Below are 20,944 nucleotides of genomic sequence, written 5' to 3' on the forward strand. Positions count from 1 at the left end.
CTTTGGTCGCTTGTTGGCCATGTCTTTCCTCCGCTTTCCTAAACATAGCGGAGGACCACTCAAGTGGGGGAAGACCACTCACCTTGGCAATTCGGCTCTGCACTGTCCCTGAGGCATCACATGGCAGATTTACATCCTTGCTAATCCTTAGGTTGTTCAATGGATAAGAATTCGAGACGCGAAACCTGTCCGTCGAACATGCTTTCTATGTTGTTCGATCCGTCAGCCCAACGATCAAAACCGGGTCCGACCGTCGCAATTCCGACAAATCAGCCAGAGTACGAACCAGTCTGACGACTTGCTTTCCGGGGAGCGGATCACCATCCTATCCTGCGGAGGTGCTGTGATGAGTAACGAAACAAAGGGACTACGCCACGCGCGCGAGGTCGAAGGCCACCTGGATTGGCTCGACAGTTTCACGTCCGCAGCTTTGGGGGTGCTTGCCGTTGCATCCGGCATCTATACCTACCTGGGCGTTCGCGGCCTGCTCGATGACGGCGGTGCCCTCGCGCTGTTTGCTGCTGTTGCCTATAGCGCTGCGGTCTCGACCGGGATCTTCGTCTTCTGGTCCTACCTGATGCGCTTGCTGCCCGCCATGCGCACAGCTGCAAGCAGGTTGTGGTTGGCGCTGTCGATGGTGATTGGCTCCGCCGCGATCATTGCCATGTCCTCTTGGCTCAATGCCGCGGCTCTCGCTGGTTCCGCCGCTGTCGAACAGCACCTGGCCAAGACGGTCCAGGACTACCAGAACTCACTTGAGCGAACGCATGAGGTAACGCTGCAGGCGCAAGCGCTCGGTCTCGACGTTGGGAGGACACGGCAGGGGTTCGAAGATCTCTCGGAACAGGAGGCCGGCGGAGGGCTTTCGGGCCTTGCGGGCCGCGGTGCCGTCTTTCGTGTTCTTACCCAGAAGTCCGATGAACTCGCCGCATTGGAAGAGCTGATCGCGGGACAGGATGCGCCGGTCGCGGCGGCCTTTGCCGAAGGCAACGCGATCCTCAGCCGGATGCGGGCGCTGACTGTGGCGCAGGGGCCGGTTGAGAACCGCGGTGTCGAGTTTTCTGAGGAATCCGTGCGATTGGCGGGCGTGATCACAGAGTTGCGGCAGTTGTCCGTGGCACCGCTGGTCGACCGCGCTGCGCGCGACCTCGCGCAATCTGTGGTTCTGCCTCGGTTAGATGCTGGCAACGCGGGCGGCCAAGCGGCGCAGCAAGCCACGATTACCTCGCTCCTGGAGGTTTTGGCTCAACGCGCCGAGACCCTGCAGGCCGCCGCTGCCGAAGTGCGCGCGCTCGAGCCGTCTGCGGATGTGGTTTACACGCCCATCTCTACCGCCGATGCAGTGATCCGCTATGCTAATAACTTCGTCCCGTCCTGGGCCGGAGCCATCGCAATCGACCTGCTGCCAGCTGTGCTGGTCCTGATCGTTGCTGTTGCACAAGCGGCGGTGCGCGCTGGCCGTGAACCTGCAACCCCAGAAGATGCAATGACAGTGGCGGAGTTGCGTGCCGCTGTGCTCGCCCTGCGGGATGTGGAGGCAGCAGAGATCCGCGGTCCGCTGACGGCGGAGCTATCGGAAAGATCTTTGCCCAAGGCATCACGGCCCGAGGCTGCGGAGTGAGCGATACTGCCGACGCAACCCGCCGAACGGTACGGTGGCTTCTCGGCGCACAGATAGCCTTGGCGCTCGGATTGGTTCTCGTCGATCTTGCGCCGGGTCTACCGAACCTGTTGGCACCATCGCGCCAGCCCGAGATCGACCTACCCACGCAACCGGGTGATCAGACCCGTCGATATCGCCCGCGCGATCCAGCCAACCCCGGGCCCGGGGTTGCACCGGATACGCCCCGGCGGTTGCTGGCGGAGACGACCGACATCGAGGGTCAAGAAGCCTTAAGCTTGCGCGGTGCAATTGCACTTGGGGATGGCGCGCGTATCGGCGAAACCTTGAGAAGCGACCGACCTGCCATTGTCACGTTGGATAGCCCCGGAGGCAGTGTCAGGGATGCGCTCGAGATTGGCCGCGTCATGCGCGAAATTGGCGCCGAAACGAGGCTGGACGGTACTGCCGTCTGCTTCTCCGCTTGCCCTTATGTTTTCGCGGGAGGAACAGAGCGTCAGGCTTCAGATGCTGCACGAGTTGGGGTTCACCAACACAGTTTCGGCGAGTCGACGGTACTTCCAGCATTCCTTGCAGTGGAAGATATTCAGCGCGGCCAAGCTGAGGTGCTCACTTATCTGGACGATATGGGCATAGACCTGAGAGTCATGGGCCCTGCTCTGGCGACGCCAGCCAACGAGATTTACATCCTGACCGCCGACGAACTGGTTGAGTGGGATTTGGTCACGAAATGAGCTCAGCGGTATAAATTGACGGCTGAATTTGATCAAGATCTGTGTTCAGTTCCAGCACCGTAGCCTCTCCGCGATGTCGGATCTCGAATGGGCATCCAAATGGTATTTGGACCGAACCAACACAAAAGCGTGCTGTTTTGATCGTCAGATCTTTTGTTCCAAATATTGAGATACCGGATATAACATATGTTAATCGGAATTGAACAAAGACCGAACACTTGAGTAAATCGCCAGTCGTAACTCGCTCCCCGGCGACGGATTTGCAGCCTCCTGCGGGGTCCAGTGCGCTCGTGCGGAAGCTCGGTTCACTGTGCTTGATGTCCGAAGAGGAAATCGATTTTCTCGAAGGCCTGCAAAACAACACCGTCGAAGTCCAAGCCGGTGTTGATTTCGTTGTTGAAGGTGATGATCGGAAAACGACCTTTATCCTGATTGACGGCTGGGCAAGCCGATACACGACCCTCAGCGATGGCCGCAGGCAAATTCTGAGCTTTGCTCTCCCCGGCGATATTCTTGGTTTGCACATCAATTTCAACGCCCAGGCACATTATAGCGCCACGGCTATGAACACGTTGAAACTGGCCGTGGTCGACCCGCGCCGAATTCTTGAAATCAATCAGAAGTTTCCAATTCTTGCATCAGGTCTCAGCTGGTGCACTGCGCGAGAATTCGCAATCCTGGGTGATCAGGCCGTGCGGCTTGGTCGGCTTCCGGCGAAAGCGCGACTTGCGCACCTGTTTCTGGAGCTATGGCATCGTTTGGAACTGATCCGTGAGAATAACGGCAAGTGGCTCGCATTGCCGATGAAGCAATCTGATCTCGCCGACACGCTGGGCCTCAGCCTGGTTCACACCAACCGCTGCATCGGAGACCTTCGAAAGAGTGGGTTGATCACTGTTGCGAAGGATCACATCAAACTCGAAGACCTCGACGCGCTTATCCGGCTTTCCGATTTCGACCCCGAACGTCTCGCCGAGTTCAGCATTTAACGCGAGGCAGGCGCTCCGGGCGTGACCGATGCCAGGACGACGGTGGAAGATCGAGGTAGCCGTAGATGGCGGAGCAAATCGCCGCCATCCAAGCTCTCTTAGGGCGCTCGACGACTCCGAAGACGTTGGCAAATGTCTCGCTCTAAGATCCGACGCGCACAACGTGCTCAGAATACATTCTTATCTGCCAACTGACGAGCGGAACGACGGAAAAACCGCCATCTGAGAGGGTGAAATGTTCGGGTGCATAATTGCCTTCGATCAAAGTCGGTATAGCTATCGTCAAGTCGAATTGGATTGCACCTTGTGTTGGGCCAACGACGACAAGTCGAAATACGGAACATGCAATCCTTAGGTAAAGAGTTTCTCGATGGCACAACGCGACCTGACGCAAGGGCCGATTTGGAAGGCTTTGGCCGCCGTGTCCGGCCCCACTAGCTTTGGCATTCTTGCTGTTTTGGCAATCGGCCTTGCCGATGCATACTTCCTTGGCAAACTGGGTGAGGCACCTCTCGCGGCAGTCGGGTTTATCTACCCCGTCACAACCGCCATCACATCACTTGCCATCGGCCTGTCTGCCGGGGTCAGCGCGCTTGTCTCACAACGGCTTGGCGAGGACGGAGACAGCCAAAGCGATGCCCCAGCACGTTTGGCGATCCATGCGCTGATCATGGGGGTAGCATTGTCGGTTGTTATGGCCGCGGCCTTTCATCTTAGCTCTGGCGGGTTGTTCCAACTCATGGGCGCTGGCGAAAACGCGCTGCGTGAGGTATTGCTCTACACGCCCCTGTGGGCGGTATCTTTCCCGTTTCTCATGCTTCAGATGATCATAAATGCAAGCTTTCGGGCGCATGGGGATGGCGCTACGTCGGCCGCCATCATGGTTCTGATTGCGCTTTTTGCGATTGGCCTCAATCCCATCCTGATCTTTGGCTGGGGTCCGATAACGTCAATGGGCACTGAAGGCGCTGCGCTGGCAACTTTGATCGGTCGTATTGTGGGAGCCGCTGCAGCGCTCATCTGGGCGTGGCGCGCCGGAGTTATCTCCTCTTGTGCCTCTCCTTTTCGTGGGCTCTGGCAATCATTGCGAGAGATACTGAAAGTCGGTGTTCCTTCCGCGTTCTCTAACGCTATCAATCCGGCAGGTATGGCGCTGGTCACTGCCGCCGTGGCGACCGTCGGCGAAGCCGCGGTCGCAGGCTTCGGTGCAGCCACGCGTGTGCAATCCGTGGTGCTGGTGCCGCTTCTTGCCTTGTCGGCGGGGATCGGCCCGGTTGTCGGCCAGAACTGGGGGGCTGATGCGGTCTCACGAGCCCGCAGCGCGATCCATACATCGGGTTGGTTCTGCGTCATCTACGGGCTTGCTGCAGCGACGTGTCTGACGCTTTTTGCGGATCCGCTCGCAGCACTTTTCGCCGAAAGTGGCAAGGACGCACATGGTTACGCGGTACACTACCTGGCCTTCGTCAGCTGGAGCTTTGCCGGGTATGGCGCACTGGTCACCGCGAACGCGGCAATGAACGCGCGATCAAAAGCGGCATATTCCATGGGCCTCAGCCTTGCACGCATACTTGCGGTTTACGTTCCGGGCGCCTGGCTCGGGGTCGTGATATTCGGCTATTCCGGTATCCTGGTGGCTGCGATCGCTGCCAATCTATTGGCGATCCTCGGTGCCATCTGGTGTCTCAGACGTACAGAGTTGCTTGAGAGCGGATGACGTGGATGGCTCCTGCTCCAACGGCATCGAATGTGCCAAAGTGCAGTTATCATCGACTGCTGGGAAAGGAGCCACCCAATGACAGCGGAAACTATGGGCCTGGATTACAGACCGGCAGTTGATTGCAAAGCAATCAACTAGAGGAGTGGCCAAGGACGTTTCTCAAGTTCACTGCGTTTCTGCGACAGGCCGTCGGATCATCAACAAGAAAATCAAGGGGGCCAAGTTGCTCTCTTTCTTCGAAACACTTCCTCGGTGTGTAGTTGGCATGGAAGCTTGCGGATCGGCGCATCATTGGGGCCGTGAGTTGCGCAAGCTGGGACGTGACGTTCGGCTCATGCCTGCTGCTTACGTCAAGCCTTAAGTGAAGCGCGGGAAGACGGATGCCGCTGATGCCGAGGCGATTTGTGAAGCCGTGCACCGCTCGAAGAGGCGCTTAGTTGAGATAAAGTCCGAAGATCGACAGGCGGTCTTGGAAATTCACCGGGCGCGAGATCTGGTCGTTCGACAACGTACTCAGGTCGTGAATACGACCCGAAGCATACTCCAGGAGTTTGAACATATCCTGTCGACGGGAATCGAGGCTGTGTCGAAGTTCGCGCGAGAGCACGGCATAGAAGAACAGTTGGAAATGCCCGAGATCGCAGACGGCATTCTCGGGGTGATGTACTACCAGCTGAAAGGGCCCAATGCGCGGATCGATGAGTTAACGAAGCCGATCGAGCAGCACGCCTGGCTGGATGCCGATGCACGGCGGTTGATGCGCATGCCTGGGATCGGTCCGATCACAGCTTCAGCAACCGGTGCAGTCTCGATGGCTTAGGCCTTGGCGAAAAGCCCTAGGATTCATGTCCTCCACGACCAAAGAATGCCAACTGAAATGGGCACAGCCTGCCCGCAATAACCTGGGCAGTGAAGCGTCGTTTTTCACTGGAGCGGCCAGAAACTGGACCGTTGAACCCTGTACGCTCATTGACCCCAGTATGCCGTGCGATGGGCTTTATCGACAACTACCTGCTGACCAGATCGCCGGCTCCAACTTAGCCATCCGGTAACACCTTCGACCTCTGCTCGCCTAGCCCCGCGATCCCCAGCGTAACAACTTCGCCGCCGTGAAGATAGCGCTGTGGAGATTGGCCCATACCCACGCCCGGGGGTGTGCCGGTAGAGATCACCTCGCCCGGCTGCAAGCTCATGAATTGACTGCAATAGGACACCAAATGCGGGATCTTGAAAATCAGCGTCGCGGTCGAGCCCGTTTGCATCCGCTGTCCATCCACATCCAGCCACATATCCAGCGCGTCGATATCGGGAATTTCATCCAGCGTCACAAGCCATGGCCCCGTTGGCCCAAACGTGTCGCAGCCCTTGCCCTTGTCCCAGGTGCCCGCCCGTTCGATCTGGAATTCACGTTCCGAGACATCGTTGACGACGCACAGGCCCGCCACGTGGTTCATGGCGTCTGCTTCATCGATGTAGGCGCCAGGCTCGCCGATCACGACGCCCAATTCGACCTCCCAGTCAGTCTTCTTGGACCCGCGCGGTACTTGAATGGGATCGTTCGGGCCAACGATCGCAGAGGTCCACTTGTTAAAGATGATCGGCTCCTCAGGGATCGGCATGCCAGCCTCCTCGGCGTGGTCGGCATAGTTCAGACCGATGCAGATGAATTTGCCAATGGCGCCCACGCAAGGACCCAGGCGCAACTCATCTTGCGGCTCCCCCTCCACGACAGGCAGCGTTTCAACGTCGATCTGCCGCAGTGTGTTCAGCCCTGCCGGGCGCAAGGCCTCGCCAGCGATATCCGGCACGACACCGGACAGATCACGTACGCGGCCAGACGCATCAAGCGTGCCAGGCTTTTCATGACCCGGCGCACCGTAACGGAGAAGTTTCATCGATGGTTGCTCCCCTCTCGGATTGGTTTCATTCCGAATGCCCTGACGCTGCCCAAAGACTGCCACGGCGGATGATTTCGGTGACCTGCGGCACTTTGAGATCGTCCAACTCGTGACCAATGGAACAGTAAAAGACCCGGCCCTTGTCCCAGCGGCGTTTCCAGACCACGGGGATCACCGTGCCTTCGATCCACCACAGGTGATCGCCCGAGAAGGTCGTGGTGGCCAAGACCTCGTTCGATGGATCAACCAACATGTAATACTGCTCGGAGGTCAGGCGGAAACTCTTGACGCCTTGCACGATAGGATCGTCCGGTTTGCAGATCGTCACGTCGTAGTCGATGTAATCCTCACGCGGTTGCAGGTTGTCCGGCCAGCCCGGCGGGTGGGCCACGAACTGGCCACCGATCAGAAAATGATAAGTCGGCCGGTCGCGAAACGCGTCTCCCATGTGCCCGTGCCAGCCCGCAATCCCGCAGCCATCCCCGATCAGCTTGAGAAGCCCGTCCTCCTGCGGTTTGGTCATGTTACCGAATTCAGTGCGATGGCCGGAGCGGGCGGAAGACCAGATCGGCGTGATCAGGTCCATATCGGTCAACTCCGCCGGGCGCTCCAGCGGCTCCATCGTGTCGCAGACATCGACAGTGAAACCGTTGTCCACCAGTAATGCCTTGTACCAGTCTGCAAAGGCGGTCGGCGCATGGCCTTCCCAACCGCCGACAAAAAGAACTGCTTTCATGGGCTTTCCTTTCGCATGTAGTCCCGCATCGCGGCCATGTCCCGGTCGCCGTAGCCGCGCGCTTCGGCATCTCGCAGACGCGCGAGGGTTTCGCTCCCCTGCGGGAAGGCCACGCCGAAGTCACGCGCCAGCGCGGCCGTGATCTCCATGTCCTTGCGCGCAAGCGCGACAGTGAAAGTCACGTCGTGCGCCCGGTCATCAAGATAGAGCGGGCGGCGGTAGGACAGCATCGGGGCGGCCGCAGCACTGGCTTCGATCACGTCGAACGCCAGATCTGCTGCGATCCCGGCCTTGTCCGTCAGGCTCAGCGCCTCGGAAACGGTCTGGTTGAGCCCGTGGATCAGGGCGTTGACCGCCAGCTTCATGATCGCACCCGCACCGCGACGGCCAAGATAGACGGTTCGCTTCCCCATCGCATCGAACAAAGGTGCTAAAGCCGCACCGGTTTGTTCGGTGCAGCCGGCCATGATCAGAAGCTGCGCCTGGCGCGCCGCCTGTGTCGCACCGGATACGGGCGCGTCGATGATTGAGACCCCTCCGGGTGCAGCTTCAACGAGGGCGGCGATGTGATCCGGGCTCACGGTGCCCATCACCACCACGCAAGACGGCTCATTTACCGCCAGGATCCCGTGCTCGCCGAGGTGAAAGGCCTCGGACGAGGCGTCGTCTGCCAACATGCTGATCACCACATCGCATCTCTTGGCCAAATCGCGTGGTGTCTGTGCGACTGCGCATCCGGTCTCCTCCGCGAAGGCTTGCGCCTTGCTGGCGGTGCGGTTCCAGACAACCAGATTGAACCCTGCGCGGGCGATGTTGTGCGCCATGGGCGCGCCCATCCGTCCAAGTCCGGCAAGCCCAACACGCATTATGCGGCCTGTCCGGATTTGATACCGGAAATCGCCTGGATCAGGTTGTCTTCGGTCACCTCTTCAGACGTGAATGTCCGCATGATCTGGCCGGAGTACATGGCGACGATCCGGTCCGAAACGTGCAGCACCTCGGGCATCTCGGAGCTGATCACCATCACCGCATACCCCTGCGCCGCCAATTCACGCAGCAGCTTGTGGATCTCGGATTTGCTGCCCACGTCGATGCCGCGGGTGGGTTCGTCCACGATCAGCACGTTGGGGTGCATCGACAACCATTTGCCGATGACGATCTTTTGCTGGTTGCCTCCCGAGAGGTTGCCCACCTGCTGTTTCCAACCGGGCGTGCGGATATCGAGCCGGTCGCGATATTGGTCAAAGATCGCGATCTCGGCTCCTTCGGCGACGAAGGGGCCAGCTTTGAGGTCATCAACCTGTGGCAGTGTCATGTTATCACGGCAGTTCATGCCCAATACCAACCCCTGGCCCTTGCGATCTTCGGGAACCAGCGAAATGCCTCGCGCGATGGCATCGGCAGGGGATGCGATGCGCACCTCCTCCCCGTCGAGCAGGATTTTCCCGGCCGAAGGGTCGCGCAGACCAAACAAGGTTTCCGCGATTTCCGTGCGACCCGCGCCGACGAGGCCGTAAAACCCCACAACCTCACCCCGGCGCACCTCGAAACTGACATCCTTGTAGAGCTTGCCGCAGCTCAGCCCGCGCACTTCGAGTGCGACATCGCCCAGTTCGTGGTGCGAGGTGTTGCGGCTGAGGTCGAGCGTGCGCCCGATCATCATCTGCGTGACGGCTTCCTCGTCCGTGTCTGCGGTGGCCACGGTGCCCTGATATTGTCCATCCCGCAGGATCGAGATGCGATCAGTGATCTTGAAGATCTCCTCCATCCGGTGCGAGATGTAGATGATCCCCACACCTTCGGATTTGAGGTCTGAAATCACGTCGAACAACACGACCTTTTCTGCGTCGGTCAACGAGGCCGTCGGTTCATCGAAGATCACCGCCTTGGCGTCAACGGTCAGGGCACGGGCGATCTCGACCATTTGCTGGTTCGCGATGGACAGGTCGCCGACGCGGGTTTTGGCGTCGAACCCGACATTCAGCTTTTTCAGAATCGCATCTGTCCGCTCGGTCAGCGTCGCCCAGTCGACGCGGCCAAAGCGCTTGCGGGGCAGTTCCCCGAGATAGATATTTTCCGCAACGCTCAGCTCTTCCGCCAGGCTGAGTTCCTGGTGGATGAACACGATCCCCTTTGCCTTGGCCTCCAGCGGGCCGGCCATGACAACCTTGTCGTTGCCCATGTAGATCGCGCCGCCGTCCGGTTGATAAATGCCGCCAAGCACCTTCATAAGCGTCGATTTTCCGGCGCCGTTTTCACCCATCAGGGCATGAACCTCTCCCGGCATGACCGAAAAGGAGACCCCATCGAGCGCACGTACGCCCGGAAAGGTCTTGACGATGTCGTCGAGATGCAGAACTGGTTTCGCGTCGGTCATACCTTCAACTCCTCTTTGCCTCTGACATTCAACTGTCGGTCCAGGAACAGCACGGCGATCAGGATCAGGCCGATCACAAGGTTCACCGTCGAGGTATCGGCCCCGATATGGCCGAGCCCCTTGCGCAAAAGCTGAATGGCAATGACACCGCCGAAGGTGCCGATGACCGACCCCGCGCCGCCTGTGATCTTTGTGCCGCCCAGCACCACAGCTGTAATGACCCAAAGCTCGTAGAGCTGTCCGTCATTGGGGTTCACCGATCCGGATTCGGAGTAGAAGACCACGGCGGAAAGTGCCGCCAGAAACCCAATGATGGCAAAGTTGATCATCATGTGCGGGCCGACGCGGATGCCGGCGTTCACAGCCGCCTCGCGGTTGTCGCCTATGGCATATGCGTTGCGGCCGTGAACGGTCTTGGTCATCACGAACCAAATCACGAGGGTCACGGCCAGCAGGAACCACGACGCTGTCGCAAGCCCCAGAAATTCAGCTTCGGCGAAATCGACGAGGGTCCAGTTGAGATGGCTCGTGGGGTTCTCGCCGTTGAACATGAAGACGATGCCCCGAAAGCCCAACATTGAGCCCAGCGTCACTATGAACGCATCCACGCCGGTCTTCCAGACAATCAGCCCGTTCAACATTCCCAGCAGCGTTCCCACTGCAAGCGCCAGCAGGCAGGCCAGAGGGATCACCCAATCGCCGACACCCGCAAAGATCGGCCAGGTCATGCTGTCCAGCAAAACGATAGCAGCGATGGCATAGGTGGCGCCGACGCTCAGGTCGATGTTGCCGTTCACCATCACAATCGTCATGCCCATGGCGATAATGCCGATCGGCGCCGACTGCTTGAGCAACAACAGCATGTTGTCGAAATCCATGAAGGCCTTGTCAGAGAGCGAGAGATATTCGCCCGCAACACTGAAGAAAATCAGCTCAAGAACGATAAAGCCCCAGATCGCGCTACCGGCCAACATCTTTGAGAGTCTACCCTTTTTCATGCCTTTTCCCTCACGCGATCGGCGACCAGAGCTTGCCCCGCTTGGCCGCGATATCAAGCCAGACAGCAAGGATGATGATGACCCAGGTCACGACGAACTGGACGTAGAACTGCAGCCCCATGAGCAGCAGACCGTTCTGGATAAAACCAAGGATCAGCACGCCAATGACGGTCTTGAAGATCGTGCCCGCCCCCCCGAGAAGCGACGCGCCCCCCAAGATGACTGCTGCCAGAACTTCGAGTTCCAGCCCCTGCCCGACGGTGTTTTGGGACCCAAGTGACCGGCTCGCCTGGATGAGCCCGGCTGTGGCCACGCAGGCGGCCGAAATGACATAGCAGGTGAAAACGGTGCGCGCCCGCTTGATGCCCGAAAAGGTTGCAGCAGTGCCGTTACCGCCCACAGCGTAGACCTTGCGACCAAAGGCGGTTTTCGCCAGCACGATGCCCAACAACGCCGCAAGCCCGGCAAAGATCACGATCGGGACCGGGATTCCAAGTGCGGTGCCCTGACCAAAGACGCTGAACCACGTGCCTTCTTTGTCGGCGATGTCCATGTTCTGGCCGCCGGAATAGGTCAATGTCAGGCCGTGGATCGCTGACAGCATGCCAAGAGTGACAATCAAGGAGTTCAGCCTCAGATAGCCGACCAGAAAGCCGATGAACGCTCCAAGACACATGGTCATTGCAAACATGGCCGGAATGGCAAGCAACGGGCCGATCTGATCGTGCAAATCCAGCACCACGATGGTCGAGAATGACATCATCGATCCCACGGACAGATCGAGATTGCCGCTGATCACCACGAAGGTGACCCCAAGCGCCATGACACCAAGAATGGCTGAGGACCGCACGACGCTGAACACGTTGTCGACGGACAGGAATTTTGGATTGGCGACGGTGAATGCGACGATGAACACTGCAAAGGCAATCAGGATCCCCTGCTTTGCCAGAACGCTGCCGATCTGTTGCTTGGTCAGTGTTGCCATGATCCCCTCCCTGAGCTCGCTGGCCTTCTTTTTTCGATGACTCTAGTCTCTTGTTGGTATTGAACGATCACACCAGGGTCATGCCACCGTCGATCATGACGATTTGACCCGTCATGTAATCGCTATCCTTCGAGGCAAGAAAGGTGGTGGTACCCGTAATGTCCTGCGGGAGCGCCACACGACCCTTCAGGATTTCAGCTGAGAATTCCTCCATCGCCTGACCGGGTCGTTCTGCAGCGCCGATCTCGAGCAGATCCTGATCGACCTGTTCCCACATCTCGGTGGCGACGACCCCCGGTGCGAAGCCTGTGACGGTGATATCATGCTTCGCCAGGTCCCGAGCACCTGACTGGGTCAGCGATACGACTGCGAATTTTGACGCGCAGTACGGCGCGACATTGTCAAAGCCCTGCCGACTGGCAATGGAGGCGGTGTTGATGATTTTGCCACCGGTGCCCTGCGCAATCATCTGGCGCGCGGCTTCCTGCATTCCGATCATGCAGCCCAGCCCGTTGACGCTCATGATGAAATTCCAATTGTCTTCCGTGACATCCATGAAGTTCATCGGCTTGTTAACGCCCGCATTGTTGAACTTCACGTCCAGCCTGCCGAAGGCTTCGACCGTGCGCGCGACCATGGCCCGAACCTCGCCGCGATTGGTGACATCCACCTTTGCCCAGGCGACGGCATCGGCACGTCCGTTCATCCGGCTGCGATTGGCCTCTGCGACCTCGGCCACCTTGTCACTCTTGATGTCGGCGAAACAGACCTTCGCGCCTTCGTCGAGCAAGGCTTCTCCGATGGCACGACCAATGCCCTGTGCGGCGCCTGTCACGATGCAGACACGGTCAGAAACACGTCCCATGCCGCGTCTCCTTGAAAAGCTTGTTTCGGAAACAACCAAACGGGGCGCAGACCATGCCACGCCCCGTATGCAGGAGAAGCCTTAGAACACCGGCTTGGTGAACTCGCCCATATTGTCCTGTGTTATCTTTGGCGTGTCGAAGTAGTTGAGGAACGGCAGCTCTTCACCCTTCAGCACGTCGATCGCCGTTTTCAGGGCGGCTTCGGCGTCATCAACAGGGGACTGGTAGATCGACCCCCAGTATTCTCCTGCCGCCATCGCCTCGTAACCGACGGCGAAGTTGGTGGCCCCGACGAAGATGATGCCATCGCGGCCTGCAGCCTTGGCGGCGTTCAATGCGCCGACGCCCATGTTGTCGTCGCCTGCATAAACGCCGTCGATGTCGTCATACTTAACGAGGAAAGCTTCCATGACCTGCTGAGACTTCTCGCGGTTCCAGTCGCCCGGCTGGGTATCGACAACGGTGACGTTCGGGCAGACTTCGGGCAGGCGATCTTCGAAACCCTTGGCGCGCTCGATGGCGGTGGTGTAACCCGGCTGGCCCGTGATGTGGACAACCTGCGCTTCGTTCTCGATCCCCATGTCCTTGAACTTGTCGCACATGATTTCGGCTGAGCGTGCCCCTTGGGTGATGTTGTCAGGGCCGGAGAATGATTTCACGAAATCAAAGCCGGGTTCGGCGATGTTCGAGTTGGTGACGATGACCGGAATACCGGCCTGATGCGCCTTGCGGACGGCGGGGATGACTGCCTCGCCATTGGTCGGCCAGATGATGATGGCGTCCACTTCCTGCTGGATCAGATCTTCCATCTGCGCAATCTGGCGCGCCACGTCACCGCCGGCATCCAAGACAATCGCTTCGACCGCATCGTTCGCCTCAGCGGCGGCGATGAAGGCCTTCTCATAGGTGGTCTGGTAGCTGTCGACACCGACGTTGTTTTGCGTGATGCCAATCTTCAACGTTTCGTGGCCCGCTGCAAAGGCGGTGCTAGTCAGCGCCACGATGGCGGTGGTTGCTGCAAGAATGTTGCGCATCTTCATGTGGATCTCCTCCCGGGTGATAATGATAGCTCTTTTTTCAGGGCGCCCCTCCCGGACGCCCACCACCACTCGGATCTCCGAGCGACTGATCGCTATCATGCAAAGCTTGCCACGGCAGCAACGCAAGAATTGTGTCCATTTAGGACGAAAAAATATCCAATTTGGATAAATTCGCGGTACGTTGAGAGCCTCATTTTGAACATTTTCGGGGGTGCGGTCCATGCGTCGTAAAGAATTATCCAAGCCGGACAATACTGCCGCGACACGCAAGCCGAACGCAGGAAAAAGGCACAACGTCAAGATGAATACCATGGGAGGACACACACAAGCCAGACCGGTTGCGCCACAGGCGCAAACCGAGACGCTTGAGATTTTGTCCTTTCTGGAAGAAGTCAGCGACGAGCTTGAAGGTGCGCTCGACATAATTGCGCCTAACGCGCATCTGCGCATGGCTTTGCACCTCTTGCAGGGCCACTTCGAAGCCAAGACCATCACCCCCACATCCCTGATCAGCGCCAGCCGGGTGCCCTATGCAACCGCCAATCGTCGCATGAGAGAGATGATTGAGGACGGCCTGATCGAACAGCGTCCGCGAACGAAAACGGGCAAAAGCTTTTCGATGCATCCCGGCGAAAAGCTAATGGCGCAATGGATGCAGATCTCTGGTCGTATTCGCCGCCTCGCCGAAACGCGCTTCGGCGGCGAAACGCAGGATCAGACCACGCGGGATTACTACTTTGGCGGAAGCTACGCTGCCGCCCGGTCCATTGCCCCGCTCCGCGTGCTCTCGGAGCCGCTGAAGGTGCCGGGCGGCATCCGCGTGCTTGTCCATGGTGACCCGACTTTCATGGTGATGGACAACCTCAAGCGGCAGTTCGAACAGATCGTGGGCACAGATATCAGCCAGCGCGCCTTTTCTATCGACCGTCTGCGCGAAGAGGCTCTGCGTAATGTTCAACGCGAATCCAGCCGTTACGACATCATCGCGGTTGATCTGCCCTGGATCGGGGAATTTGCCGAAAAACAGGTTTTGATGCCGCTCGACGAGATCATGGACCTTACGCGCCTCGATCCTGCGGACTTCCACACCGCAGGCTGGATGGCGGCGCATTGGGGCGGTCGGGCATACGGCGTACCCGCGCAGACCACTCCCGAGCTGTTGTTTTACCGTCGGGATCTTTTTGCCGAAGCGGGGCTCGAACCGCCCGCGACCACCGATGCTCTGCTCGAAGCCGCGCGCTTGCTTCACCAACCACAGCGCGGTCGCTACGGCATAGGGTGGAACGCGGCGCGGGGGACGGCACTTGGTCACACCGTTCTGATGATAATCGCGGATTTTGGCCAGCCCATTCTGGATTTACCGGAAAACGCCGGTGGGTTTGACACATCACGTTTAGCCGAAAACACCTATCGCGCCACCATCGATACCGAAGCGGGTCTGCAGGCAGCGGAATTCCTCATGGAGCTTCTGCATTACTCACCCGCCGATATCCTGTCGATGTCCTGGTATGAGCGGATGCGCCCGTATGCAGCCGGGAATATCGCGATGGCTTACGGCTATACGTTGCTTGCGCCGTACTTCGAGCTGGATGAAAGCTCGCCGGCCTATGGCCAAACCGGCTATTTGCCACACCCGGCAGGACCGGGCGCCAGCCCTGTGGCGCCCGTGGGCGGCTATGTCCTGGGCATTCCGGCCAACCTGTCGCCGGACCGAGTGCCCGCGGCCGTCGAGGCACTGACGGTCTTTACCTCGCCGGAAGCGCAAAAGCTTTATGTGCAGAATGGCAGCCGGACAAATCCACGCTACTCGGTCGCCTCCGACCCGGAAGTGCGCCGCGCCTCGTCAATCTTCGAGGCGGTGGACGCGATGTCCTGGCGCGACGAGCTTCAATTCTGGCCGCGTCCGCCGGTGCCGGAAATCGGGGGCATCATCCAGATCTGCGGCGAGGAATTTCACGATATGCTGCGCGGGATCACATCTCCGCGGGACGCTTTGCGCAAGGCCCAATCCCGGGCCGATGCGCTGATCCAATCAAACGGGACGCCTTAATGTCTGGGAGGAAAGACCATGGACCCCAATCGCCTGAAAGGTAAGAACATCCTGATCACCGGTGCCGCGCGCGGTATGGGTGCCGCCAATGCCGAAGCCTTCGCTGCGCAAGGCGCCAATGTGTGCCTTGGCGATCTTGATCTCGATGAAGCGCAAAAGATGGCGGACCAGATCAACGCCGCCGGAAACGGAAAGGCTATTGCGGCAAGAATGGACGTCACCAAACGGGAAGACAATGCAATCGCCGTCGCTGCCACGGTGGACGCATTTGGATCGATCAATGTGGGTCTTTTCAACGCAGGCCTCAACAAACCCCGGTTTTTCATGGATATCGATGAAGACAACTGGGACATGATCATGAACGTCAACACTAAGGCAATGTGGCTTGGCATGCAGGAGACCGCCCGCCAGATGATCAAGCAAGGTCCCATGGAAGATCATCCCTACAAGCTGATCAACGTGGGCTCCATCGCGTCGCGCAAGCCACTGGTGGATGTGACCGTCTATTGCACGTCGAAATACGGCTGTCTGGCGCTGACTGAATGCGGCGCTCTCGGACTGGCTGAGCACAACATCACGGTGAACGGCTATGCCCCCGGTGTCGTGGTCACGCCGCTATGGGAACAACTCGACAAGGACCTCGTGGAGATCGGCTTCAAGGAACGCGAAGGCCAGGCCTACGAGGACATCGTCGAGAGCAATCTCGTCATCAAGCGCGTATCCTACCCCAAGGACATCATCGGCACGGCCTCGTTCCTTGCGTCCGACGACAGTGACTACATGACCGGCCAGATGATCTCCATCGATGGCGGCTGGGTTACGAAGTAAAACACCAAACCTCTGATTTTCAATTGAAACGGATGCGCTCTGCCGCACCCGAAAGGAGCCTATTCATGTCACGTGCCTTGATGCCGAACATGCTGACCCCCCAAGATCTCGAACCCAACTGGGAATGGCGCGAACGCCTGCCCGCCTGGGGCCATACCTCGGTCGATTTTGAACGCCGCATCGATCATGACCGCCTGCGCCGCTATCGCCTCGCCCGCACGCGCCAGTCGTTGCAGAACTCAAACGCCGGTTCGCTGCTCTTGTTCGATGTGAACAACATCCGGTATGTCTCGGCCACCAAGATCGGTGAATGGGAACGGGACAAGATGTGCCGTTTCTGCCTGCTCACCGGTGATGACAGCCCCTATGTCTGGGATTTCGGCTCTGCCGCCGTGCACCACCAGCGCTATTCAGACTGGCTGGAGCCGGATCATTGTCTTGCCGGCGTTGTCGGCATGCGCGGTACCATTCCTCCGGAATTCGGTCTGATGCGAAAATACGCCAAGATGATCGCGCAACTGATCAAGGATGCGGGCATGGCCGACATGCCCGTCGGTGTGGACTATGCGGAAACCGCCATGTTCCACGCACTTAAGGAAGAAGGGATCAATGTGGTCGACGGCCAGCAGATCATGCTTGCCGCGCGCGAGATCAAGAACTGGGATGAGATCCAGTTGCTGACGCAGGCGGCCGCCATGGTCGATGGCGTCTACCACATGATCTACGAGGAACTGAAACCCGGTGTGCGCGAAAGCGATATTGTGGCCCTGTCGAACAAGATGCTTTACGAGATGGGCAGCGATGACGTCGAGGCGATCAACGCCATTTCTGGCGAACGCTGCAACCCGCACCCGCATAACTTCACCGACCGGCTTATTCGCCCCGGCGATCAGGCCTTCTTTGACATCCTGCAGAGCTATCAGGGCTATCGCACATGTTATTACCGCACGTTCAACGTCGGCCGCGCCACGCCTGCGCAGAACGACGCCTATGTGAAGGCGCGAGAATGGATCGACGCGTCGATTGCCATGATCAAGCCCGGTGTCACCACCGACAAGGTGGCCGAGGTCTGGCCCACCGCCGAGTCATTGGGCTTCCCAAACGAGGACGCAGCCTTCGGCCTTCAGTTCGGGCACGGGCTGGGCTTGGCGCTGCACGAGCGTCCGATAATCAGCCGGGCCGTGTCCCTCGATCACCCGATGGAGATCCAGACCGGCATGGTCTTTGCGCTGGAAACCTACTGCCCGGCCGCGGATGGCTATTCGGCCGCGCGCATTGAGGAAGAAGTCGTGGTGACGGAGACCGGTTGCGAGGTCATCTCGCTCTTCCCCGCCGAAGAATTGCCCATCGCGAACCGGTATTGAGCATGGGTAGCCCGTTTGACCTGACCGGCCAAAAGGCCCTTGTCACCGGTGGTGCAACCGGCATTGGCGAGTGCATAGCCCTTGGCCTTGCCGCCGCCGGGGCCGATGTGGCGCTAACCTATCGCAGCCACGCGCCTGATGAGACATTGGCAAAGATTGAGGCCATGGGCGTAGAAGGCGCTGCGGTCAAAGCTGATTTCAACGGCATGGATCAATCTGCGGCGGCGGACGTGATAGCCTTCGCCGCGCAGGCGCTTGGTGGATTGGATATTCTGGTGAACAACGCCGGGATCATCCACCGCGAAGACAGCACCGACATGGCGCTGGAGGACTGGCGCCGCGTGCTTTCGGTCAACCTCGACTCGGTCTGGCTGCTGAGCCAGGCGGCGGGCAGGCGTATGGTTGCACAAGGATCCGGCAAGATTGTCATCGTGTCCTCTGTGCTAGGCAGCCAAGGCGGGCTGCGCGTACCTGCCTATACCGCGAGCAAACATGCGGTTCTCGGATTGACCAAGGCCCTGTGCAATGAATGGGCGCTACTCGGGATCAACGTCAACGCCATCGCACCTGGTTATACCGCCACTGACAACACGCAAGCGCTGCGCGACGATCCGGACCGCTCGAAGGCGCTGCTCGAACGCATCCCCGCCGGTCGATTTGCCGAGCCTGAAGAAATTGCTGGCGCGGCCGTTTTCCTGGCCTCTCAGGCCGCGAATTATTGCCACGGAAGCGTCGTCACCGTCGATGGCGGCTGGCTCGCCCGGTAGGAGACATCATGGAACAGACACTCACAGGCAAGACCGCTCTGGTCACTGCAGCGGCCAATGGCATTGGCCGTGCCAGCGCTGAGGCGATGGCCGCACGCGGTGCGCAGGTGATTGCCACGGATATCGACGGTGCGGCGGTCGCAGCTTTGGCCGAAACCTCCGTCAACATCACCGCCTACCCGCTCGATGTGCTGGACACAGAGGCGGTGGAGGCGCTGGTTGCGTCTGTCTCACCGGTCCAGATCCTGCTCAATTGCGCAGGCTGGGTCCATGACGGCACGATCCTTGATTGCGAGGAGTCAGTCTGGGACCGGTCCTTTGATCTGAACGCCAAGGCGATGTTCCGCATTACAAAGGCGGTTCTGCCCGGCATGCTGGAGACGGGCGGCGGGTCGATCATCAACATCGCTTCCGTCGTCTCCAGCGAAAAAGGCGCGCCTCGCCGCTTTGCCTATGGCGCCTCCAAAGCGGCGATCATCGGTATGACCAAGGCGATTGCGGCGGATTTCGTTAAGGACGACATCCGCTGCAACGCGATCTGCCCCGGAACTGTGCAAAGCCCGTCGTTGAACGATCGCCTCGCCGCAACCGGCGATTTCGACAAGGCGCTGGCTGCGTTCAAAGAGCGGCAGCCCATGGGGCGGCTCGGTCAGCCCGAAGAAATCGCCGAGATGGTCTGCTATCTGGCTGGCGATCTGTCCGCCTTCACCACCGGTCAGGCCTTTGCCGTCGACGGCGGGTGGTCTATCTGATGGGACTGGACCGCGCCGCATCCATTGACGATTTGCGCCTGCGCGCCAAAAAGCGGATCCCGCGTTTTGCTTTCGATCTGGTCGATGGCGGGGCGGAGAACGAACGCAACCTGCGCCGCAACTGCGAAGCTTTCGAAGAGGTGGAACTGACCCCGCGCTACATGGTGGATGTGTCTGAGATCGACACGCAGACGACCCTGCTTGGCCAGACCTTCGCGGCCCCCTTCGGCATGGCACCGATTGGCATGCTCAACGCCTTCTGGCCAGATGCCGACCTGACGCTGGCCAGGCTCTGCAAGGCGCAGAACATCCCCTACGTCGCCAGTTCTGCCGCCTCCACCACACTCGAAGAATTGGCAGAAGCGGCAGAAGACAATGGCTGGTTCCAGCTTTACGTCTCAAGTGACTCGAACCTGACCGAAGGCCTGATCGCACGGGCCGAGGCGGCAGGCTACACCAAGCTCATGGTCACCGCCGATGTTCCTGCGGCAGGCAAAAGGGACCGGGATATCCGCAACCAGCTATCCGTGCCCTTCCGCTTCACGCCAGATGTTGTGGTGCAGTGCATGCTCAACCCGCGTTGGGCACTGACGAGTTTGCGCCATGGCACACCGAACGTCGCCAATTATGCAGCCCTTTTGCAAAGCGCGACGTCCTATGCCGATGTCCAAAAGACCCTGATCACGCCAAGCTTCACGTGGGACGACCTGAAACGCCTGCGCGCGCGGTGGAAGGGCAAACTTCTGGTCAAGGGCATCCTGCATCCAAAAGACGCCGAGATATGCGCCGACCTGGGCTGTGACGGCATCGTCGTGTCCAACCATGGAGGAAGGCAAGTCGCATTCGGCCCACCAACCATCAAAGCCCTTCCCGCCATCGTCGATGCCGTCGCGGGGCGCATGATTCTTATCCTCGACAGCGGTATCCGTCGCGGTGCGGACATCTTGCGGGCCAAAGCACTTGGTGCAGACTTTTCTTTTGCCGGCCGCGCATTCGCCTTTGGTGTTGGCGCGGGAGGGCAACCCGGCGCCGAACGCGCCTTTGAGATCTTGCAGCTGGAACTGATCCGAGCATTGGGTCAACTCGGCGCGCCAAATTTCGAAGACGTGGGTCCCTGTCATCTCAGTAGAGTGCAGTGACGGCCCAAAGTCGACGTCCAACCCATGAGCTAGATGCTGCAGTGCGGCCCGCCAAAGGGGATGGGGTGGATGGCTCCTGC

At 59.3% G+C, this 20,944-nt stretch carries 19 protein-coding genes; 11 read left to right on the forward strand and 8 right to left on the reverse strand.

What is annotated here, in order from left to right:
* Window positions 1–346: 346 nt before the first annotated feature.
* The 5 genes from Q1A71_RS21830 (at window position 347) to Q1A71_RS21850 (ending at window position 5,884) form a co-directional block, all read left to right on the forward strand.
* Window positions 347–1,621: a hypothetical protein gene (locus tag Q1A71_RS21830; protein ID WP_299681867.1), complete on the forward strand. Its 1,275-nt coding sequence runs from the start codon at window positions 347–349 to the stop codon at window positions 1,619–1,621.
* Window positions 1,618–2,355 (forward strand): ATP-dependent Clp protease proteolytic subunit, encoded by a 738-nt coding sequence (locus tag Q1A71_RS21835; RefSeq protein ID WP_299681869.1) that lies wholly within the window; start codon window positions 1,618–1,620, stop codon window positions 2,353–2,355. Before Q1A71_RS21830 ends, Q1A71_RS21835 begins: the two co-directional genes overlap by 4 nt.
* Window positions 2,356–2,573: 218 nt before the next feature.
* Window positions 2,574–3,344 (forward strand): Crp/Fnr family transcriptional regulator, encoded by a 771-nt coding sequence (locus tag Q1A71_RS21840; protein ID WP_299681871.1) that lies wholly within the window; start codon window positions 2,574–2,576, stop codon window positions 3,342–3,344.
* Window positions 3,345–3,714: 370 nt separating this feature from the next.
* Window positions 3,715–5,061 (forward strand): MATE family efflux transporter, encoded by a 1,347-nt coding sequence (locus tag Q1A71_RS21845; RefSeq protein WP_299681873.1) that lies wholly within the window; start codon window positions 3,715–3,717, stop codon window positions 5,059–5,061.
* A 364-nt stretch (window positions 5,062–5,425) separates the two neighbouring features.
* Window positions 5,426–5,884, forward strand: a complete 459-nt coding sequence (locus tag Q1A71_RS21850; RefSeq protein ID WP_299681875.1) for a transposase — start codon at window positions 5,426–5,428, stop codon at window positions 5,882–5,884.
* 217 nt (window positions 5,885–6,101) lie between these two features.
* On the opposite strand, the gene Q1A71_RS21855 is transcribed toward Q1A71_RS21850, so the two are convergent.
* The 8 genes from Q1A71_RS21855 to Q1A71_RS21890 form a co-directional block, all read right to left on the reverse strand.
* A complete protein-coding gene (locus tag Q1A71_RS21855; protein WP_299681876.1) occupies window positions 6,102–6,959 on the reverse strand; it encodes a fumarylacetoacetate hydrolase family protein in 858 nt (285 codons plus the stop codon).
* Between the two features lie 28 nt (window positions 6,960–6,987).
* Window positions 6,988–7,698, reverse strand: coding sequence for a ThuA domain-containing protein (locus tag Q1A71_RS21860; RefSeq protein WP_299681879.1), 711 nt, complete (start codon window positions 7,696–7,698; stop codon window positions 6,988–6,990).
* On the reverse strand, window positions 7,695–8,564 hold the full coding sequence (locus Q1A71_RS21865; protein WP_299681881.1) for an NAD(P)-dependent oxidoreductase: 870 nt from the start codon (window positions 8,562–8,564) through the stop codon (window positions 7,695–7,697). Before Q1A71_RS21865 ends, Q1A71_RS21860 begins: the two co-directional genes overlap by 4 nt.
* The gene (locus tag Q1A71_RS21870; protein WP_299681883.1) at window positions 8,564–10,075 is read right to left on the reverse strand and encodes a sugar ABC transporter ATP-binding protein; all 1,512 of its coding nucleotides are present in this window, start codon (window positions 10,073–10,075) and stop codon (window positions 8,564–8,566) included. The genes Q1A71_RS21865 and Q1A71_RS21870 overlap by 1 nt, the downstream gene beginning before the upstream one ends.
* Window positions 10,072–11,073: an ABC transporter permease gene (locus Q1A71_RS21875; RefSeq protein WP_299681885.1), complete on the reverse strand. Its 1,002-nt coding sequence runs from the start codon at window positions 11,071–11,073 to the stop codon at window positions 10,072–10,074. Before Q1A71_RS21875 ends, Q1A71_RS21870 begins: the two co-directional genes overlap by 4 nt.
* A 10-nt stretch (window positions 11,074–11,083) precedes the next feature.
* Window positions 11,084–12,058 carry an ABC transporter permease gene (locus Q1A71_RS21880; protein WP_299681887.1) on the reverse strand — a complete coding sequence of 325 codons (975 nt, stop codon included), beginning with the start codon at window positions 12,056–12,058 and terminating at the stop codon, window positions 11,084–11,086.
* A 67-nt stretch (window positions 12,059–12,125) separates the two neighbouring features.
* Entirely contained in the window at window positions 12,126–12,923 is a 798-nt protein-coding gene (locus tag Q1A71_RS21885; RefSeq protein ID WP_299681890.1) for an SDR family oxidoreductase, read from the reverse strand.
* Between the two features lie 81 nt (window positions 12,924–13,004).
* Window positions 13,005–13,964, reverse strand: coding sequence for a sugar ABC transporter substrate-binding protein (locus tag Q1A71_RS21890; protein WP_299682043.1), 960 nt, complete (start codon window positions 13,962–13,964; stop codon window positions 13,005–13,007).
* Between the two features lie 301 nt (window positions 13,965–14,265).
* On the opposite strand from Q1A71_RS21890, the gene Q1A71_RS21895 reads away from it, so the two are divergent.
* The 6 genes from Q1A71_RS21895 (at window position 14,266) to Q1A71_RS21920 (ending at window position 20,864) form a co-directional block, all read left to right on the forward strand.
* On the forward strand, window positions 14,266–16,014 hold the full coding sequence (locus tag Q1A71_RS21895) for an extracellular solute-binding protein (RefSeq protein WP_299681893.1): 1,749 nt from the start codon (window positions 14,266–14,268) through the stop codon (window positions 16,012–16,014).
* Between the two features lie 18 nt (window positions 16,015–16,032).
* Window positions 16,033–16,842 carry an SDR family oxidoreductase gene (locus Q1A71_RS21900; RefSeq protein WP_299681896.1) on the forward strand — a complete coding sequence of 270 codons (810 nt, stop codon included), beginning with the start codon at window positions 16,033–16,035 and terminating at the stop codon, window positions 16,840–16,842.
* Window positions 16,843–16,907: 65 nt separating this feature from the next.
* On the forward strand, window positions 16,908–18,206 hold the full coding sequence (locus tag Q1A71_RS21905) for a Xaa-Pro peptidase family protein (protein ID WP_299681899.1): 1,299 nt from the start codon (window positions 16,908–16,910) through the stop codon (window positions 18,204–18,206).
* Between the two features lie 2 nt (window positions 18,207–18,208).
* Window positions 18,209–18,973, forward strand: coding sequence for an SDR family oxidoreductase (locus Q1A71_RS21910; RefSeq protein WP_299681902.1), 765 nt, complete (start codon window positions 18,209–18,211; stop codon window positions 18,971–18,973).
* An 8-nt stretch (window positions 18,974–18,981) separates the two neighbouring features.
* Window positions 18,982–19,725, forward strand: a complete 744-nt coding sequence (locus Q1A71_RS21915; protein ID WP_299681905.1) for an SDR family oxidoreductase — start codon at window positions 18,982–18,984, stop codon at window positions 19,723–19,725.
* On the forward strand, window positions 19,725–20,864 hold the full coding sequence (locus Q1A71_RS21920) for an alpha-hydroxy acid oxidase (protein WP_299681908.1): 1,140 nt from the start codon (window positions 19,725–19,727) through the stop codon (window positions 20,862–20,864). The genes Q1A71_RS21915 and Q1A71_RS21920 overlap by 1 nt, the downstream gene beginning before the upstream one ends.
* Window positions 20,865–20,944: the final 80 nt, after the last annotated feature.

The sequence above is a fragment of the uncultured Roseobacter sp. genome, from assembly GCF_947493125.1.
GTDB lineage: Bacteria > Pseudomonadota > Alphaproteobacteria > Rhodobacterales > Rhodobacteraceae > Roseobacter.

Excerpts from the sequence above, each read along its gene's own strand:
- Q1A71_RS21830 (WP_299681867.1), top strand. The coding sequence starts at position 347 with ATGAGTAACGAAACAAAGGGACTACGCCACGCGCGCGAGGTCGAAGGC.
- Q1A71_RS21845 (WP_299681873.1), top strand. The coding sequence starts at position 3,715 with ATGGCACAACGCGACCTGACGCAAGGGCCGATTTGGAAGGCTTTGGCC.
- Q1A71_RS21855 (WP_299681876.1), bottom strand. The coding sequence starts at position 6,959 with ATGAAACTTCTCCGTTACGGTGCGCCGGGTCATGAAAAGCCTGGCACG.
- Q1A71_RS21860 (WP_299681879.1), bottom strand. The coding sequence starts at position 7,698 with ATGAAAGCAGTTCTTTTTGTCGGCGGTTGGGAAGGCCATGCGCCGACC.
- Q1A71_RS21865 (WP_299681881.1), bottom strand. The coding sequence starts at position 8,564 with ATGCGTGTTGGGCTTGCCGGACTTGGACGGATGGGCGCGCCCATGGCG.
- Q1A71_RS21870 (WP_299681883.1), bottom strand. The coding sequence starts at position 10,075 with ATGACCGACGCGAAACCAGTTCTGCATCTCGACGACATCGTCAAGACC.
- Q1A71_RS21875 (WP_299681885.1), bottom strand. The coding sequence starts at position 11,073 with ATGAAAAAGGGTAGACTCTCAAAGATGTTGGCCGGTAGCGCGATCTGG.
- Q1A71_RS21880 (WP_299681887.1), bottom strand. The coding sequence starts at position 12,058 with ATGGCAACACTGACCAAGCAACAGATCGGCAGCGTTCTGGCAAAGCAG.
- Q1A71_RS21885 (WP_299681890.1), bottom strand. The coding sequence starts at position 12,923 with ATGGGACGTGTTTCTGACCGTGTCTGCATCGTGACAGGCGCCGCACAG.
- Q1A71_RS21890 (WP_299682043.1), bottom strand. The coding sequence starts at position 13,964 with ATGAAGATGCGCAACATTCTTGCAGCAACCACCGCCATCGTGGCGCTG.
- Q1A71_RS21895 (WP_299681893.1), top strand. The coding sequence starts at position 14,266 with ATGAATACCATGGGAGGACACACACAAGCCAGACCGGTTGCGCCACAG.
- Q1A71_RS21900 (WP_299681896.1), top strand. The coding sequence starts at position 16,033 with ATGGACCCCAATCGCCTGAAAGGTAAGAACATCCTGATCACCGGTGCC.
- Q1A71_RS21905 (WP_299681899.1), top strand. The coding sequence starts at position 16,908 with ATGTCACGTGCCTTGATGCCGAACATGCTGACCCCCCAAGATCTCGAA.
- Q1A71_RS21910 (WP_299681902.1), top strand. The coding sequence starts at position 18,209 with ATGGGTAGCCCGTTTGACCTGACCGGCCAAAAGGCCCTTGTCACCGGT.
- Q1A71_RS21915 (WP_299681905.1), top strand. The coding sequence starts at position 18,982 with ATGGAACAGACACTCACAGGCAAGACCGCTCTGGTCACTGCAGCGGCC.
- Q1A71_RS21920 (WP_299681908.1), top strand. The coding sequence starts at position 19,725 with ATGGGACTGGACCGCGCCGCATCCATTGACGATTTGCGCCTGCGCGCC.